Source organism: Spirosoma pollinicola (assembly GCF_002831565.1).
Lineage (GTDB): Bacteria > Bacteroidota > Bacteroidia > Cytophagales > Spirosomataceae > Spirosoma > Spirosoma pollinicola.
The window spans coordinates 796861-813411 of sequence record NZ_CP025096.1 but is presented as its reverse complement, the minus strand read 5'-3'; the positions used below and the strand labels follow the sequence as shown (position 1 = coordinate 813411).

Genomic DNA, 16551 nt, shown 5'->3' with positions numbered 1-16551 from the left:
TCAAATCCGAAGTGGAACGTGACCTTAAACTTCGAACGGAGGAGCCATTTATAGAATCTTGCCAGATGTAAAAAAGCCCGGTTTCATCACGAAACGGGCTTTTTGCATTTACCATACTATATTTATTTGATTGTCAAATTCAGATGCCCGTTATAGATTCTTTGTTAAATGGCTTATCATTCACTAGTATAGCATCAGCATAAATCTGTCCCCAAAACCATTCATAGTAAGCCTTGTGGCTATCGGCGACTGTTACCAATAGTTGAATGGTAGGCGTAAGACCCAAATTCAATAGTTCGCGTATCCACTTTGACTTTTCTGTATTGCACATCCATAAGTCTGGGTCGTTGTTTCGCTTGACAGTATTCGGAAAGTAAGGTTTTAAGTTAGCGCCGTTAACGTGTTGGTATAACCGACGTTTCAATTTATTGGTATACCCAATGTATTTTTCATCACCCGTTCGTGGGTCTATAAGTAGGTATATATGGGATGTTTTCATATTTACGTTGCTTATATTTGCACAACAAACATACTCTAAAAGTATATAATATGAAAGGGTTTGAGATTAAAAATCTACGCCTCAAGCTAGGTTTAAGCCAAGAAGAATTTGGCCAAATACTAGGCTATCAAAAACCACAGGTTAGGGTTTCAGAACTGGAAAATGGTAAGAAAGAGGTTTCTAATCAAATAGTTGCCGCATGCCGGTTGATTGAGGAGAACCGGCTTTTAAAAGAGAAATTGCAAAGCATAATTAATATCTCTCAATAAATTTGGATAATATACTCTTAGCGTATTAATTTGCGATAGAATCCGATGAGGTTAAACGAAGAATTCATTTCTATCTCGACAACATCAATACGGATGACGAAACGTTATTTACTCATGGAAATCAATCATGACATTCTGATCAGCCTGGGCTTTGTCGAACTGAGTGGCCGAAAGACCCGCTACGCTTACAAAGGGGTAACTGGTCGCTTATCGGTGGAAGCTGGGCTTTTCTTCTTTCACGGCTTCAATCCGGGCATTGGTACCGTTACGGATCTTCGGTATATGCTCATGCTGATCGATTATAACCACCAGGCTACGTTTGTGGCGTATCCAAGTCAGTTGAATTAACTTTACTTTTCCTATTCACCCGTTAATCAATCCTCATGAAAGTCTTTATTAGTTGGTCAGGCGTTCGAAGTCAGCATGTTGCTGAAATATTTAAAGTATGGTTAAAATGTGTGCTTCAGGCTTCGGATCCGTGGGTATCCACGCAGGATATAGAGAGCGGCTCGCTTTGGTTTACGGAAATTGGTAACCAGCTGTCCGAAACGTCTATCGGTATTATTTGCCTGACAAAAGAAAATAAAGATAAGCCATGGATACTCTTCGAAGCTGGAGCCTTGACAAAAGGACTTTCTACCAGTAGGGTTATACCTTTTTTAGTGGATTTGATGCCGCAGGATTTGATGCCGCCGCTTTCGCAGCTTAATGCCACCTCTCCCGATAAAACTGGATTGTATGCACTGGCTAAAACAATTAACCTTCAGCTAAAAGAGGGGCAACTTACGTCCGAAGTTTTTGCACGTGTTTTCGAAACGTATTGGCCTCAGTTTGAAGCTGATTTTGCAAAGGTTCTAAATGAAACGCCCGAGCCAGAAAAGGTCGAAAGTAGAAAAGATAAAGATATTTTAAGCGAAATATTGTTGACTGTAAGAGGATTTGATAAGCGTATTAGACAGCTGGAGAAAATAGACCCTACTGTAACTATATCAAATGCAGAATTTAACACTTTTAAACAAAGTGATTTAGAGATATACCTTAACGAAATAATAAAACACCATTTTGAAATCACGGGATCAATACCTGAAGTAGGAATACTTCTAAACCTGATCGATAACGATATTAAAAAGTTCTTTAGAAAAGATGTTATGGATAATACAGTAAAAAATGTACTTGCCAATTTTAAACTGGGGACTAAACGAAAATATCCTGGAACCACTCAGATTTAATTTATTTATGAATAGTATTTCAGAAGGCAAAATCAAACAGACCATTCAGGCCATTAGAAAACGCCTGAAAGATGCCCGGATGGACAAACCCATTAACCGGGCAGTCAAAGAAGGGTATACTGAAGTGATCGACATTCTGGTGGAGAATCGATCTGATTACATAGGTATTGACAAGCTGACTACCCAGCAGGGGAGGGCCATTGCAGTATTGGGCGTTGATTACCTGAAAGGGGATTGTACGCACAAGGTACTAGTGGAGGTACCCTTGAAGGGATAATCGGTAAACTACCGACTAAAACAGCCTATTTATTTGTTCTATAGAAAGGGGGTTATCTCCATTAAACAAACCAGTCTATGAATACCAAAAACCCCTATGCCGATAAAGACGGTGGCCCCAAAGCGGGCATGCTGGCCCAGTGGGATGCCTGGGAAACGGAAGCTGAACAGAAGCGCCGGGAATCGCTGACCCCACAGCAGCGGCAGGCGGAAGATGTTAGCCGGCGGTCCATTAAAGACCGGATGCAGAGCGAATCAGAGTTCCGTTAATTCAATGATTGTCTTGTCAACGCCTTTAGTCACCGAGTCAACCCGAAAGCTAGCGTTTTTATCAAACAAAACCTCCTGCTCACCGGGAAAGTGACTTAGTTTGACGATGTTTTTGCCCCGCTTGCCGGTGATGACAAAGCGGACATTTCCCTCAAAGATCAGGCCCGGATTCACTGACGTGGAGGTAAAAGAAGGAAAACTCAACGGTAGCTTCTTAAGCATTGCCTGCCGGATGGCCTCAATGTCGGATGAGGAATAATCCGCAATCCTGTACACTCGTTTTTTGGTGGAGGGCAGTTTGGCAAGGGCCGTCGACAGCGTTTCACTCATCGCTTCTACCAGTTCCTGATTCGGTACACTCACCCCGCGCAGGTACCGGTTCAGATCATAATAAATGGATCGGGTATAGTTGTTGACGGCCGCCTTTTCTACCAATGAGAGTTTGGCAGGCAGGCCGATGCCGATCCGCTGGTTCATGTCCTCCATCGCTTTTTTGAACGTCTCATCGGCCAGCAGGATTTGTTCCGATGAGGGCGCAGCGGGTTTACTCAGATCAAAGAAGGCTTTATTATCCGATAGGAAAAACGGCAGTTTAACCGCGTTGATCAGCTTGTCCCGGTTTGTCTGTACCCACGCATCGAAGCCGGCCGGCGTGGCACTGACCTGATTGACGCTCTCAAAGCCCGACGGATCCTGACCAGCCAGGATCTGTTTGTTGAGCAGGCGCATCTCCTCGGGACTGGCCAGTATGCTCACCGCATGACACCTACACTGGGGATGCCAGCCAATGAACTTAAACTCCTTGGGGTATTTGCCCGCCAGTGGTCCGCAGATATCACAATCGTAGGGGTTATTGCTCCGCCTGACCTCGATGCCCACCACGAAGTCTAAACTCTGCCAGCGCTGAAAGTCCGCTTCCCGGTAGGCCGTGTTGATCTCCGTCCGGGTAAGCCGCATCATGTTTTTATATGAGCTACGATAGACTCCACTTCCCGGATGATAGGCCTGGGCGTGTTTGCAGAGGACCAGACTGCCATGTTTGGATCTGACCCGCCGAAACAGCCGGTCGGGTTCCTTCAGATTGGCCCTGAGGTCCCGGCTCAGCTGATCGGCGCTGATACCTTTGCCCAGGCCCACATCGATGCCCATCTCCAGTTCCCGTTTGAACTGACCGGTGTACTTGACTACCCGATCGGAGAGGTTCAGCCCATTCGTTTTGCGGGTTTGGAAGGCGGACAATGCTTCCAGGTTGCGGCCCATGTAGTGGCTCAGCGTGTCTTGCGAGAGGCCAATGTGGCTGAGTGTGCCCACCAGCGTATCGTTCTTGTCATTGGCCAGATTCCATTCATTAGTTTGTCCATTCTGAATCGTCACCAGCAGCTGATTCGAGAGCGATTTCATCAGGGCATTGACGCGCTGGGCGGTCGCCGGAAAGGAAGAGAAGGAAAACGCTTTGTCCGGATCTACCTTCAGTTCAATGGCCAGCCGGGCCGCTTCTTTTAGAATTGATCGGTAGATGAGCTCGACCCGGTGGGAGTATTCTTCCGTTCGGGCAAAGTGCAGTTTGTCCCACTCGTCGGGCGTCAGGTTGCGGTTACTCATGAAATTTACTATTGACCTGCGTTATTGTCTATTGTATATTTGCAATGATCCTGAAAAGGAACAGCGTCCCTCACGCTATAGAAAATAGGACTTTTAGGCAAGCCGTTGAACGTGCACGAACAACGATTATGACTACAGGCTCCTTTTGAGGGGGAAATTTTCGCTAACGTAAAAATCCTGTTTACAGGTGTTGGCAAATGAGCCGATAAGCTTTTGTGCTGTCGATTATGACTAGGCTCACCCCACGAAAAAGCCTACCAATGCGTAGGCTTTTTTATTTTCTCAGTTGGTAGAGGACAGCATCACATCCGGGGCATCCGATAGCTCGAAATCATAATGATAGGAGCTGGTTATGCCGGAAATAACCTCATACAACAGCCCATCCGGACAGATCTTGATGGCCGTAATCAGGCGGGGAAGCTGGTCCTTATCGGTTTTGAGATAGACCGTCTGTTTGAGACCGAAAGCGTTATCTATTTTCATTAAATGGTCGACGGGTTGAGGATGTCAAAGGAGCGGGCTATCTTTTCCTCTTCCTGAATTTGTTTGTATTCCGCATCGACGTCGACGACGAGTCCCGATTGGGCAATGGCTGACTTTTGGGAGATGATGGGTTTGCCCGCCGTAGCTGCCATTAAATTATCAATGGTGGCCTTTTCATCGTTTATAATAAAGGGCTGAATTTCGGGCTCGATTTGTAGGGTAGAAGATTCCTTTTTTAAATCAACAGCCATAAAGGCCACAAATGATTTTAAGATATTGACCCGTCGTTGCAGGTACTCATCGAATACCTCCCGTTTATTCTGCACTTTCAGGTGCGCATCCAAAAACAGCATCTTCAGGGCCTCTCCGCTAATCTCACGAAGGCCCTTCACACTGTCAAAGCTAATGTCCGGTGTCTGGGTAAAGGAGAAGATAAACCGCAACAGGGTTTCGATCTCCAGCTTGACTGCATCCGTAGCGTGATTCCAGCTGAGGTAATACGCTTTGCTGTCTTTGGTTCCCTGAATGATCTGTCCGGGCTCGCCTTTGGCGGCAAAGCCATCGATTTTTCCTTCGATAAAGATTTTGGGAGCCGCGTGGTAATCGTTGGTATCGGCAAAGTTGCTTAGCAAATACTCCAGTCGCTCAATCGACCACTGCACATCCTGCCATTCGACCTGTTCCTGATGGCCATAGACTACCGGAATCTTTTTAATGACGTTCGCGATCCGGTCAGCCTGCTCCCAGGTGCCATTATTTTGGGACCACAGTATGAATTCCGCAGCGGTGTATGTCTCAAAATAATTGATGGTTCGCCCTTCATCATCATGGCGTTTGAAGGCCCTGCTAAAGGCGATCAAATCACCGGTCTCGTCATAAAGCGGATAAAATTCGTTCCCGTCCCACCGGTTGAACGCCACGCACCGAATCTTAAATTTGGTCTCAAAGCCGTAATCACTGTGAGCTTCATCCCCTTCAACCGAAAACCAGCATTCAGCCACCTGCGTAGAGCGGAACATTTCGCGGGCAATACGCCGGTTGAATGAATTGATCTTGTTGTCATACAGGATCCGGTTTATAGCCGCCACTACCTTCTTTTGTTTATCGCTTTTAGCCTCCGCATTAAGTTTAACGGGGTTGCCAAACAAAAATGACACGGCCCGTTCCACAATCAGCTTTTGCAGAGGAAACACCTGCCGGTTAACGGCCACATACGAAGTCTGGGTTTCCTCTTTGCCATCCTCCGATACTTTGCCCGTTGGTCGCTTGATCAGCTTGTCCTTTCGGATGGTCTTATCCAGCGCTTTATGGTTGGCTGGATTGTACTGTTTGACAAACTCTGCAATGTCAAGTGGCTCCTGCCGGGCTTTAAGGGTTTGAACAATGGCCGCAATGTCGGCTTGCTGGTCAGCCTGTGGGGTTAGAAGCTTTTTAAGGTCTGTTACATTCATGGAGTTGTGTCGTTAAAAAAATCCAGATAAATCCTGTGGTTCGAAGCTTTGGGCGGGATAAAACGTATTGGCCAGGGCGTCAAATTCATCCGTCGAGCGGCCCAGCCGGGCTTTGATATCTTCCTTAGGCTCAATGATGATGTTGCCGTTGGACTGAAATTTCCATTTGATCTCCGTAGCCTCCTCGATCAGATTATCACCGGGGGGCAGCATCGGCAAATACATCTCCAGGGTGCCTTCGGCATAGTTCTTCGGATTAAGCCAGTCGCGGACGGCCCAGAACAGGTACGCCCGCATGTTGGCAAAGGTGTATTCGCCGGTGATGTCGGTAAGCGGATCCCCGGTGTCTTCATCACTGGCCGATTCGGAATATTTGCACGAGAGGGCCCGCTCGTCAAAGCCCAGTTCCTTGGTCCTCGAATAGACTCCAGCTCCCTCACCAATCGTATCGATGAAGGCCAACGCCTTTCGGTTGGCTTTGAGAATACGCACCACCCGGCCCGCTACCTCCATGTGATCAGCTTCACCACCTGAATTGCTTTTAATGAATTCGGGAACGATGTTGCCGTGTCGAAAGCAGAATACCGAACTGTCGCGGCCCATACCGGCCACGTCGACGCCCAACCGGAGCGGTTTTGGATACTGTTCCACGCGTTTGGTTTTGTGGTAGCGGACCCACCGCTGCTGAGCCGATTCAATCCACTGCTCGGGAATCAGACTATCCTGACCGACTTTAGGAAATTTGCCGAGGACCTTGATGCGAAAGATATCCGAGGGCCGATACCAGACGCCTTCGAAGAGAAAATCATCCATTTCCTCCTTGACATCGCTGAGGGGAATAATCTCACACCAGTTCTCCAGCTTATCCAAAATCCAGTTGTAATCGACCTGACCGGGAATGACCTGACGGCGCTGAACAATGTTGGGCGCCGTCATGGAGTTAAGGCGGAATTTGCTCCAGCGATCGCCCTTCTGCGATTTGGCGGCATAACCTACCGTCCGGTTGGGGTTAAACACCAGCAGGATGCGTGAATTGCCTTGCAGGTTTCCTTCAATGGCCCCGAACGTATCATCTGATATACCACTGGCCTCGGTGACCACAAACATGGTGTTGACGGCGTGAAACCCCGACCAGGCTTCATGATCGTGCTCACTGGCTTTAAAGCCCGTCAGAAACCACTCCTCGTAATCAGTGCGGATATCATACACGTTGAGCCTGCCCGGAAGTAATACACCATTCTTTTTAGCCCGCCTAAACAGCTTGGCTATCTCGGGCATCATGATGTTTTTTACCTGCCGATCGGTTGGCGCTGTCATGGCTACTTTGGTGTTGCCTACCAGTTCCCCGTCTTCATCGAAAGTGGGCGTCAGAAACATAAAGCACACCGACGCCACGGCGGCGACAAAATCTTTTCCCCGGGCCGTGCCCGACGCCACACTGGTACGTGGGTTGACCTGAACACTACGCAGAATGTCCTCCTGTTCGCCGTCGAGGTTCACCCCCAGTACTTCCCGGGCAAACAAACACCAGTCGGAGGTGAAGGCCCGCATGGCGGCTTCCCCGGCGACTTCCAGCTCTACTTTCTGCTGTGCTGTCATCAGGCCCTGTTGACTTTTTTAAGAAAATCCAAAAATCCTTTGTTGAGCGATTCCCCCTTCGTGGTATGATCCTGCCGGTCGATGAGTTTGCCGTTTAGCTTCAGAATCGTCTGCATGGCATTGTCGGCTGCATAGCCTTCGACCGAGGGCAGTCCCCGTTCATTAAAGGAAATCTTTTTAATGTTGCCACGTTCCTGAGCCTTGGCCAGTTCGATGAGGTTGACACTGGGTTTTTTGATGAGGATCGGTTCGCCCTTCACAAATCGGTACGCCATGGGGTTCTTTTCCAGCTCGACCTCGTAGCGGACGATCTGACGCTTTCGTTTGGCCTGTTCCAGAAAGAATTCATCCTGCGCTTCAGTCAGTTTTTTGTCTTTCTTGGAAGTTTCCCCATTGCCATCGAATAGCCCTGTTCGGTCGGCTACTTCCTCTTCAATGTCTAGCTCCAGTTGCAGTTCAGCGATAAGGACTGAGAGATGTTTTTTAATCATCGGTGTATCCCAGACCTCCTCGACGGTGATGTAATCATTGAGACGGGTTGCGGCAATGTCCGAAAGTCGTTTGGTCGCTTCTTCGGCCGTCATGGCCAGCGATACCCAGCGTTCTTTAATGGCGTTGACTATTTCCTCATTTTGCAGTAGTTCGTAGGCTTTCTGTTTAGCCGTTTTTTTACTGTAGCCCGCCCGTACAGCCGCAGCGGCACCAATGCCATCGACAGTATACTCCTGTACAAAACGTTGCTGAATGGCCGTCATAAGTGACTTTAATTTACTTTTTCAATTTACTTGAGGTGGTTTTTCTGCCCGGCTGTCGGCTCATGAGCTTGCTGAGCCATAGCGGGGCATTAACATGGCTTAGACCGGCCAGCACACCTTCTTTTTTGACCGGCTGACTAGGCTCAGCTGTGGGTTTATTTTTCTCCACCAGGGCGAAACGCTCTAAAAACTTTTCGTTGGTGTGGGTAAAGAACTGACCTTTGCCTTTGACCTGTACCCACGATCCGGGCTTGACGTACACCAGCCGTTCCTCGATTTTGAACTGGGAGGAGAAGATGGCCGTGCCATTGGTTAGCTCCTCAGCGGGCTTTCCTCCGTTGGCCGTCAGAAAGGCATCCAGCATGGGCTTGGAGTGAGTGCCCAGGTAGTGAAAACAGGATGAAATGGTTCTATCGACGCAGTGCTGCATGTTGCGGTTGCTGGTTAATTACAGGTACTCATAAAGTTGTTTGCCCTTCACCCAAACCATTTTCATGACCTGGTTCCTCTCAGCCTGCCCATCCCGGTTATGGGCTACATGCACCCAGGCGGGATTGCCGTGGGCATCGGGGTTTTCCAGAATCAACTGATCAAACAGAAGATTTCTCCGTACCCAGTCGAAGAGCGCTTTGTTGGTGACGGTCGAAAGTCCATCACAATCAATATCGATGGCACAGCCGTACAGATGAGCCGATTTACTGGCTCCGCCAATGGCCGCATTAAGCTTTGGGGACCGATAAAACGAAGTGATGGGCAAGCGGCCAAAGTGAGCACAGATCGGTACGTAAAAATCCTGATACACCCGCTGCATGTTGGCGTAAATGGCCGGAGAGGGTGTATTGTCAATACCCTTTCGAATAGCCGTGTCGGATTTGATCGCCTGCTGATAGGAGAGCAGAGGGCCAAAATTTTGGTAGGGTTGCGGAGTCGTCAGCATCGTCTAGGTCTCGATGAGTTTAGTCCGAAAACCCACGTACCACCAGCCAAAGCGGGCCAGAATGTAAAGATCGTAATAGATGGGATGCTCAGGGTTTGGCTGCCCTATCTGCTCTCGTTTGATGGAGATCAGCTGTTTTCCTGAAAACATAGCTTTCAGATCGGCCATGTGGCCATTTTCCACATCATTATCCGCTTGATAGGTGAGCCGATCTTCAGCATCCCCATCGGGCTCCTGCCCCCAGCGGGTATAACCGCTTTTGGTTTTATCGTAGAGTCGGTGCCAGGCCAGCCGTACGGGCTGCATGGGTTCGGATCCGTCCGACTCCCAGGTCATATCGGGATGGGCCATCAGCAGGGCCTGAAGCTGCTTGAGAAACTGCTTGTTTTGATACATACGACTTATCGTTTACGCTTTAAAAGTTCTTCCTGATTGCGAATGGACCGCTTAGCCGCAATGGAATCCTTAGCCGCCCGGGCATCTACCTTTTGTTCGAGTTTATTGACTTTTCCCGTCAGCGTGGTCACGGCTTCATGGAGTGATTTCACCTCATCGGCCAGCCGGTAGACCACGCCCGCAAAACCCAGCTGGATCCGGTTATCAGCGCTTTGACCCTGCATAAAGGCTACCCCGGTGGCCAGTACGACTGTAGCGGCCAGTCCAATGCCCAGCTGCCGAATGGTATTATGCCGAAGCTCGGTCCGCTCAGCTAACTGAATCTGGGTGAAGCCTGCGGGCAGGGGAGCCACCAGATAGGACAGCACTACGCAGCAGAGCATGACGGTGACGGAAATAATGAAGCTCATGCAGGGGTAGAGCTCGACCCGTGGCAGGGCAAAGCCGCCCGCACTGTAGGCACAGCCAATCATGCCAATCCAGATGCCCCGTTTCCAGATTTTTGATTTGGTCTCCACATTAAGTAGTAAGGCCCCGTACTGGGCCAGACCCGCCAGGCAGGTTAAGGCAAAACTCATAGTCGTTTCGTAGTTCATGATTCGGTTTCGTTGTTTTCATTCGTTGAGTCGTTTTTTTCCATGGCACTCCAGGTTTTACGGAAGCGCTTAATGTATTGGAGTACTGTGTTGGATGAGTTTTGGCCCTTCATCCATAGCCAGATAAATCGTTCGGAGACCGGACTCAGCAAAAGCGTCGCCAGACAGACGATCACTAAATTCCAGCTCCACAGCATCATCAGCAGGCCAATACTGACTACGGCGGTAAATAACCAGGCGTAAAACTGGGCGTAGAGCCGGGCCAGGATGGAGCTTGATTCATCATTTTTCCCCTGAGTTAAGCGGTAGGTCACACCGGCAAACGCCAAAAAAAGGATCAGGCCATATTCCGCTTTCCATTCCATTAGTTCTCATAGCTTTTTTTGTTGAGGTCTTTCTCCAGATCACTCACCTCATCAATTTTCTTGATCAGCGTGTCCGCTTTGGCCTGAATCTGCTTATTCTGTTTGACGGCCCGGTGGCGAAGGATGGGTATGCCGCCCTTTTGATTAGCCTGGGCCTGCCTGCTCAGATCGATAAGGCCGCCTTTTGCCATGACCAGCCCCGAACCCAGCCGCTCGGTGGCGGCTTTGTAGTGACCGACTGAATTGCCCAGCGTGTCAATGATATCGCGTTGGATCTTTTCCCGATTGGCCGTTTGCAGGGAGGCTTTCACGACAATGGGTGAGTTGAAGGTGAGCAGAACGGGCGAAAGGGGAAGGGTCCCGTTTTTCTCAAGAGCCGTTTGTAAAGCCTGCTGCCGCTGGGGATTTGTCATGATCTCCACCTGTTTGTCGGATGAGGCTACCTGACGGGTAAATTTGTCTTTCCAGCCAGCTCCGTACGCCAGGGCCTTTTGAATCTCCCCTTCGAGTTTTCTGTACTCACGACCCGCTTTGGCCAGGGCCGAATCCTTCATGACAATGACGCCCTCCAGATTAATGATGTCCAGATGCTTATTGGTCGAATCCGCTTGCAGCGTATCGATATGCCGTTTGAAGGCCTCCGCCTGTAGCTTATAGGATTCGGCCGTCCCATTCCAGTTCTCGGGCGAATACCAGAACCAGATCCATACCCAGCGCAGCAGCAAAAAGATGCCGACGCCCAGAATGATCCGGGTAAACCATTTGCCCATCAGGCCGAACTGGCTAAAGAAATTCAGCATCGCTTTAGGGTTTAGCCAGCTCGAAGGTGGCCGGGTCGGTCTCGATCCGGGTGGGCAGGATAGGCGTGGACTGTTCAAACGGCGTTTTGGCTTTTGCCAGTTCGACAAACTTTTTGCCGATCGCATAAATAGCCCCGGTGCTGATGGCAAACCAGCCCGCACTGTTGCCGATGTTGTAGCCGGTTATGACCAACGTAGCCGCATTGATCATCTCCACCACATCGACGATGGTGAGCGAAAAGGGAATGAATTTTGAGCGATTAGGCAATTCCATAGCCAAAGTGCATGTTTAGTTTTCTGCGTTAAATCCTGCTTGAAAAGTGGCTTAGTTTCCCGCTCAGTTTCTGGCGTAAAATCTATGGCGTATAGCCCTGAGCGTGAGACAAATCCGGGTGATTTTCAAGGCTGAAAATCCGGGCTCGTAGTTAATTAGTTTCGCTTACATAAACTTGAGAAATTTAAGGTTAAGTATCTGATTGATAGTCAATTAGATATTGTAAAAATAGTGGAAAAGTGCTTTCATTATAAGCAGGTATGATATATTTGCAGTCACTACTCTGTAAACAAAGCGGGTGAGATCATGAAAGAGAAGATTAGACTGGCACTGGTGAACAAGTATAAAAACTTGGGCTTCAGTGATAAGGCAATTGATGGGATACTGGCTTATCTGGAAACCAGTGTAACATCCGAGGATCAAATTGATGCGGCAGTGACGGCCGTAGAGGGGATGCTAAAAGCCTTTCAGGCAGAGGCCGATCGCCGGGCAACCGAAGCGGCCGCCAAAGCCAAAGAAAAGCCCGCAGACCCGCCTGCACCCGCTCCTGCCCCTGCACCCGTACCGGATGATACCCCAGCGTGGGCCAAAGCACTTATCGAACAGAACAATACTCTGTCGGCTAAGATCGCGGCAATCGAGATGGGCAAATCAGCCGACACGCGCAAATCACAACTGGAAACAGCCCTCAAGGACGCCCCTGACAAATTCAAGAACATGATCCTGAAGAACTTCGGCTTAATGAAGTTTGACAAGGATGAGGATTTTACCTCGTTTCTGGAAGGTGTCAAGACGGACTCGGCGGAATTTATTCAGGAGGAAGCCAATACGAGTTTATCTCTGAATCGGCGGCCGATTGTGGCTTCGAGTACAGCTACAGGTAAAACAGCTACCGATCAGGAGCTGGACAGTGCCATGTCAATTCTTTTGCCAAACGCTAAGTCTAAGTAAGTTATGTACACAAACCTCACCAATACGGGTTCGCAGATTCTGACCGGTAACGAGTCGATCGTTATCAAAAAGAATCTGGAAACCATTGAGGGCGGTCGCTCACTGGATGTCACCTCCTATACCCAGGCCGAGGTCATCCAGGCAGGGCACGTCATCATTCAGGAGACGAGTACGGGCAATTTCAAGCCCATGCCCGTCAACACCGGGGCAACGGCCTATCAGGCCCTGCCCACCGGCCACGTCTATGCCGGCATTTTAGTCGCAACGGTCACGACCAAACGGCCCATGGCGGCCATTATGGTCCGGGGAACCGTGAATCCATCGGCTACGCCCATGGACATCGCTACGATTCTGACGGCTGTGAAAGCAGCGCTTCCACTCATTTTATTCCGCGCTGATTAATGGAACAGTCACTCTTTCTCCAGTGGGTAGCCAAGTACTTTCCAGGCATCGTACTGCGCACCACGGCAACGCTTAACAATTCGACCAACGGGCCTACCTATCTGCATAAGACGATGCTGACGGAGGATCTGAGCGTTACCGGTAAATGGGAATCGATCAACACCCAGAACACGCTGGTAGCCGCCGATGTGGTTGCCATGGATTCGGCTTTGCCGCTTAAAAAGCGCGATTCGATCAGCCGTTTCAGTGGCGATATTCCCAAACTGGGTATGAAGTTGCAACTCAACGAGAAGCAGCTGACAGACCTCGACACGCTCATTGCCCAGGGGGCAACCGACGCCCAGATCGTGGCTAAACTCTTCAACGATGTTGTAAAAGTGATCGGCGGTATCGATGAGCGGAATGAAGAAATGTTTTTACGTGGTCTGTCAACTGGGGTAACCCTGATTGAAGATACCGAGAATGTCGGAACGGGTATCCGGGTTGATTTCGGCTACTACACGGCCAATAAATTCGGCGTAGCGGTCCTGTGGTCATCGGCTACAACCGCTACGCCCGACGACGATATCAAGCGGGTACTGGCTAAAGCCAAAGCGGATGGCAACGTCATCACCAACATCATGCTGGATTCGACGGCGCTAAATTACCTCTCGAATGCCAAACAGATCAAGGATCTGTTTGCCTTCTCGGCAGGCTTCACGGGCACCAACGTTCCTTCACTGGACCGGGATCAGATGACAAAGTTCTTCTCGACCCGCTATGGGTGCACGTTCACAGTGGTCGATCGTACGGTCCGCTATGAGAAAAACGGTGTGCAGACGCCCATTAAACCCTGGCAGGATGGCATGATGGTCTTTCTCAACAGCGAGCAGGTAGGTACGCTTACCTACGCCCGATTGGCGGAGGAGAATCGTCCCGTTTCGGGCGTGACCTACCAGAAGTCAGGCAACTACATTCTGGTGTCAAAATTTGGCAAGAATGACCCGCTGGCTGAATTTACCAGCTCGCAGGCACGCGTGGTACCGGTTATTGTGAACGTCGATCAAATCTATTCGCTCGACACCAAAACAGTTCAGGCATAATGGCTAAACAAGACAAAAAAACGGAAGGGGCCCCAGGCCCCAAAGCCACGGTGATCGCTGAGTTTCGCTGCATCAACAACTTCGATGTGGTCTACGAGGTAGGCGATGACGTCAGTGACTTTAACGCTGACCGGCTGGCCAAACTCGAAGCGGGTGGGCTGATAGAGATCGAAAAACCAGCCGAGCAAACTCCGCCACCAGCCCAGTAAGCCTTAACTCCCTTTTTCTACCTCGTCATGGCCAGCATTTCAGAGACCATCACCGACAGACTCGCCGTCTACTCGATTGAGCTAACCCCCGTTCGCCTGGACACGCTTTTAGTTGATCAAGACCTCAACGGGCCGGACACCTACAGCAAAGCGCAGTCGGCAGCGGTCAAAACGGCTCTTCTCTCGGTGCTGACTGATCTGCTGGCCATGCCGGATGTAACGGAAGGAGGCATGAGCCTCAAGTGGGATCGATCGGCTGTGCAGGTGTACTGCAACCAACTTCGATCTGATCTGGGACTGACTGCCACCAGTGAACCATCGGTTGTTGACCGATCGAATCTATGGTAAAACAGTATCCATATAGTCTGTGGGTGCAAACCCAGTCGGGCGGGGCCATTAAAGATGCCAATGGTAACTTTCTGGCCAGTAGCTCCGTCTGGGTCAACACCGCTCCCTGTCGGGATGAGGAGAGCGCAGCGGGTCAGACCCTAACGCTCGAGGATTCAACGGTCACGGAATTTGCGTCCCTGATTCAGCTGCCGACCTATTGCCCGGTTTTATCTGAGGGAACACCCATCGAGGTTCGGGAGGGCAATACGGTTCGCGTGTCGGGAAGGGTCAAGCGGTTTTCCAAAGGCCAGCTCCACTCCAGGCTATGGGTCTAACGCCTAATTTTTCCCGGAATGACATTCATTCGGTGATTCAAAAAAAGCTACAGACTTGGGAAAAAGCGGTGCTGAATACCCTGTTTTATCTGGGGGAGCAGTGCGTAAACATTGGCCGCTCGACCAACACCTACCGCGATCAGACGGGAAACCTGAGAAACTCCATCGGCTACCTCGTCCTGAAATACGGCGTGGTGGTCCGCTCGAATTTCAGGCCCACCGCCCAGATCACCGTAGCCGTAAAAGGCAACCGCAAATTCCGCTCCACCAGGGGCGGTCTTTCGGGAGCTGTTGCGGGACTGGCCATGGCCAAACGACTGGCCGCAGAATATGCCCAGGGGTACGTCTTGATTGTGGTAGCGGGCATGAACTACGCGGTGTCGGTGGAGAGTCGGGGGCTGGATGTACTCACCAGTGCCGAGCAGGAGGCCAAAACCGAACTGCCTAAACTGCTGAGAAGCTTAAAACTAGACGCACAGGCTCGATGAAAACGCCTTCGACAATGGTCTCCATCCTCTACGCTCATGTGTCAGTTACAGCCCTGACCGGTTTAGTCACCGGCTCGCTCTACAAGATGAGCAGGCCCAACGGGTCGACGCTGGAAGATATCGTCATTAACGGGTTACCCGTAAACGGGTCACAGGTGCAGCTGGGTACGGCGAATGTCAATATCTACGTGCCTGATCTGCTGATCACCGTTGGCGGGAATTCTCAGCCAGTGCCTGATACGGCCCGACTGGAGTACCTCGAAGGGCAGGCGGCTACGATACTTAGCGAGTCCTTCACCCAGACGCACAGCTTCACCCTGGGTAGTATCACCATCATTCCGGCGGAGGAAATTCCCATGCATTACATCAACGTCCGCGTTGATTTTCAATTCTTTCCATCTTAAACATCATTCCTGATCATGGGAAAATACACGATAGGTATTGCCAAGATTGAATTTGCCGATGTGGCCAGTGACGGCGGGCCCGGTACCACGGGTCTGACCCAGTATGGCCTCACGCTCGAAGGCACAGGCAAGCTCAATGAAGCCGATCCAACAAAAACCCAGTTCTTTGTCGAAGAGCAGGATGCGGCCGTTTATGAGAAGAGTAAAGCGGGTGATATCACCCTGACCTTCTCGATTGCCAACCCCGATACGGACACGATGGCCAAATTGTTCGGTGGCACCGCTGCGGGCACTTCGCCCAACAAGATCTGGAACCGGCCTGATACACTGCCGACCATTGAGAAAACGGTCAAGATCACCCCCGCCGATGGACTCATTATTATCATTCCCCGGGGGTCAGTCACGGCCAAACTGGACGGTGAATTATCGCGCACCAACCTGTTTGTGATTGCGGTGACCATTACGGCCCTTAAACCCACCAAAACGGGTGTGGGTGTCATTCAGTTCGGAGAATAATCCACCAGCATCCGGTATCGTAAAACCTACCGG

Annotated in this window: 27 protein-coding genes; 14 read left to right on the top strand and 13 right to left on the bottom strand. The window is 50.1% G+C overall.

Features of this window, described 5'->3' with window-relative positions; all coding sequences use genetic code 11:
• Positions 1–139: 139 nt before the first annotated feature.
• Positions 140–499 (bottom strand): GIY-YIG nuclease family protein, encoded by a 360-nt coding sequence (locus tag CWM47_RS03485; protein WP_100986383.1) that lies wholly within the window; start codon positions 497–499, stop codon positions 140–142.
• Positions 500–549: 50 nt separating this feature from the next.
• Between CWM47_RS03485 and CWM47_RS03480 the strand changes: the two genes are divergently transcribed.
• The 5 genes from CWM47_RS03480 (at position 550) to CWM47_RS03460 (ending at position 2543) form a co-directional block, all read left to right on the top strand.
• Positions 550–768: a helix-turn-helix domain-containing protein gene (locus tag CWM47_RS03480; RefSeq protein ID WP_157815891.1), complete on the top strand. Its 219-nt coding sequence runs from the start codon at positions 550–552 to the stop codon at positions 766–768.
• A 93-nt stretch (positions 769–861) separates the two neighbouring features.
• The gene (locus CWM47_RS03475) at positions 862–1116 is read left to right on the top strand and encodes a hypothetical protein (RefSeq protein ID WP_100986381.1); all 255 of its coding nucleotides are present in this window, start codon (positions 862–864) and stop codon (positions 1114–1116) included.
• 35 nt (positions 1117–1151) lie between these two features.
• Entirely contained in the window at positions 1152–1997 is an 846-nt protein-coding gene (locus CWM47_RS03470) for a toll/interleukin-1 receptor domain-containing protein (RefSeq protein WP_100986380.1), read from the top strand.
• Positions 1998–2004: 7 nt separating this feature from the next.
• A complete protein-coding gene (locus CWM47_RS03465; protein ID WP_100986379.1) occupies positions 2005–2274 on the top strand; it encodes a hypothetical protein in 270 nt (89 codons plus the stop codon).
• A 77-nt stretch (positions 2275–2351) separates the two neighbouring features.
• Complete coding sequence (locus tag CWM47_RS03460; RefSeq protein WP_100986378.1) at positions 2352–2543, top strand: hypothetical protein; 192 nt, start codon at positions 2352–2354, stop codon at positions 2541–2543.
• Here the strand turns inward: CWM47_RS03460 and CWM47_RS03455 are convergent.
• From CWM47_RS03455 to CWM47_RS03400, 12 genes are all read right to left on the bottom strand, one after another.
• Positions 2529–4145 (bottom strand): ADP-ribosyltransferase, encoded by a 1617-nt coding sequence (locus tag CWM47_RS03455; protein WP_100986377.1) that lies wholly within the window; start codon positions 4143–4145, stop codon positions 2529–2531. The two genes, CWM47_RS03460 and CWM47_RS03455, sit on opposite strands and share 15 nt — an antisense overlap.
• 282 nt (positions 4146–4427) lie before the next feature.
• Positions 4428–4628, bottom strand: coding sequence for a hypothetical protein (locus CWM47_RS03450; protein ID WP_100986376.1), 201 nt, complete (start codon positions 4626–4628; stop codon positions 4428–4430).
• Positions 4628–6079, bottom strand: coding sequence for a phage portal protein (locus CWM47_RS03445; RefSeq protein WP_100986375.1), 1452 nt, complete (start codon positions 6077–6079; stop codon positions 4628–4630). The genes CWM47_RS03450 and CWM47_RS03445 overlap by 1 nt, the downstream gene beginning before the upstream one ends.
• A 12-nt stretch (positions 6080–6091) precedes the next feature.
• Positions 6092–7678, bottom strand: a complete 1587-nt coding sequence (locus CWM47_RS03440; RefSeq protein ID WP_206170600.1) for a hypothetical protein — start codon at positions 7676–7678, stop codon at positions 6092–6094.
• Positions 7678–8433, bottom strand: a complete 756-nt coding sequence (locus tag CWM47_RS03435) for a terminase small subunit (protein ID WP_100986374.1) — start codon at positions 8431–8433, stop codon at positions 7678–7680. Before CWM47_RS03435 ends, CWM47_RS03440 begins: the two co-directional genes overlap by 1 nt.
• A gap of 13 nt (positions 8434–8446) precedes the next feature.
• Entirely contained in the window at positions 8447–8863 is a 417-nt protein-coding gene (locus tag CWM47_RS03430) for a hypothetical protein (protein WP_100986373.1), read from the bottom strand.
• 18 nt (positions 8864–8881) lie between these two features.
• Complete coding sequence (locus CWM47_RS03425) at positions 8882–9370, bottom strand: D-Ala-D-Ala carboxypeptidase family metallohydrolase (RefSeq protein ID WP_100986372.1); 489 nt, start codon at positions 9368–9370, stop codon at positions 8882–8884.
• 3 nt (positions 9371–9373) lie between these two features.
• A complete protein-coding gene (locus CWM47_RS03420; RefSeq protein WP_100986371.1) occupies positions 9374–9766 on the bottom strand; it encodes a hypothetical protein in 393 nt (130 codons plus the stop codon).
• A gap of 5 nt (positions 9767–9771) precedes the next feature.
• On the bottom strand, positions 9772–10362 hold the full coding sequence (locus CWM47_RS03415) for a hypothetical protein (protein WP_100986370.1): 591 nt from the start codon (positions 10360–10362) through the stop codon (positions 9772–9774).
• Entirely contained in the window at positions 10359–10727 is a 369-nt protein-coding gene (locus CWM47_RS03410; protein ID WP_100986369.1) for a hypothetical protein, read from the bottom strand. Before CWM47_RS03410 ends, CWM47_RS03415 begins: the two co-directional genes overlap by 4 nt.
• Positions 10727–11527, bottom strand: a complete 801-nt coding sequence (locus CWM47_RS03405) for a hypothetical protein (protein WP_100986368.1) — start codon at positions 11525–11527, stop codon at positions 10727–10729. Before CWM47_RS03405 ends, CWM47_RS03410 begins: the two co-directional genes overlap by 1 nt.
• A 4-nt stretch (positions 11528–11531) precedes the next feature.
• Positions 11532–11801: a hypothetical protein gene (locus CWM47_RS03400; protein WP_100986367.1), complete on the bottom strand. Its 270-nt coding sequence runs from the start codon at positions 11799–11801 to the stop codon at positions 11532–11534.
• 306 nt (positions 11802–12107) lie between these two features.
• Between CWM47_RS03400 and CWM47_RS03395 the strand changes: the two genes are divergently transcribed.
• The 9 genes from CWM47_RS03395 to CWM47_RS03355 are packed head-to-tail and all read left to right on the top strand — an operon-like array spanning position 12108 to position 16518.
• Positions 12108–12752 (top strand): hypothetical protein, encoded by a 645-nt coding sequence (locus CWM47_RS03395; RefSeq protein WP_100986366.1) that lies wholly within the window; start codon positions 12108–12110, stop codon positions 12750–12752.
• A 3-nt stretch (positions 12753–12755) separates the two neighbouring features.
• The gene (locus CWM47_RS03390; protein WP_100986365.1) at positions 12756–13154 is read left to right on the top strand and encodes a hypothetical protein; all 399 of its coding nucleotides are present in this window, start codon (positions 12756–12758) and stop codon (positions 13152–13154) included.
• Positions 13154–14236, top strand: a complete 1083-nt coding sequence (locus CWM47_RS03385; RefSeq protein WP_100986364.1) for a major capsid protein — start codon at positions 13154–13156, stop codon at positions 14234–14236. Before CWM47_RS03390 ends, CWM47_RS03385 begins: the two co-directional genes overlap by 1 nt.
• Positions 14236–14445 (top strand): hypothetical protein, encoded by a 210-nt coding sequence (locus CWM47_RS03380; protein ID WP_100986363.1) that lies wholly within the window; start codon positions 14236–14238, stop codon positions 14443–14445. Before CWM47_RS03385 ends, CWM47_RS03380 begins: the two co-directional genes overlap by 1 nt.
• A gap of 27 nt (positions 14446–14472) precedes the next feature.
• Positions 14473–14793, top strand: coding sequence for a DUF6706 family protein (locus CWM47_RS03375; protein WP_100986362.1), 321 nt, complete (start codon positions 14473–14475; stop codon positions 14791–14793).
• Entirely contained in the window at positions 14787–15110 is a 324-nt protein-coding gene (locus CWM47_RS03370) for a hypothetical protein (protein ID WP_100986361.1), read from the top strand. Before CWM47_RS03375 ends, CWM47_RS03370 begins: the two co-directional genes overlap by 7 nt.
• Positions 15101–15598, top strand: a complete 498-nt coding sequence (locus tag CWM47_RS03365) for a hypothetical protein (RefSeq protein WP_100986360.1) — start codon at positions 15101–15103, stop codon at positions 15596–15598. Before CWM47_RS03370 ends, CWM47_RS03365 begins: the two co-directional genes overlap by 10 nt.
• Positions 15595–16002 (top strand): hypothetical protein, encoded by a 408-nt coding sequence (locus tag CWM47_RS03360; RefSeq protein WP_100986359.1) that lies wholly within the window; start codon positions 15595–15597, stop codon positions 16000–16002. The genes CWM47_RS03365 and CWM47_RS03360 overlap by 4 nt, the downstream gene beginning before the upstream one ends.
• Before the next feature lie 15 nt (positions 16003–16017).
• The gene (locus tag CWM47_RS03355; RefSeq protein WP_100986358.1) at positions 16018–16518 is read left to right on the top strand and encodes a phage tail tube protein; all 501 of its coding nucleotides are present in this window, start codon (positions 16018–16020) and stop codon (positions 16516–16518) included.
• Positions 16519–16551: the final 33 nt, after the last annotated feature.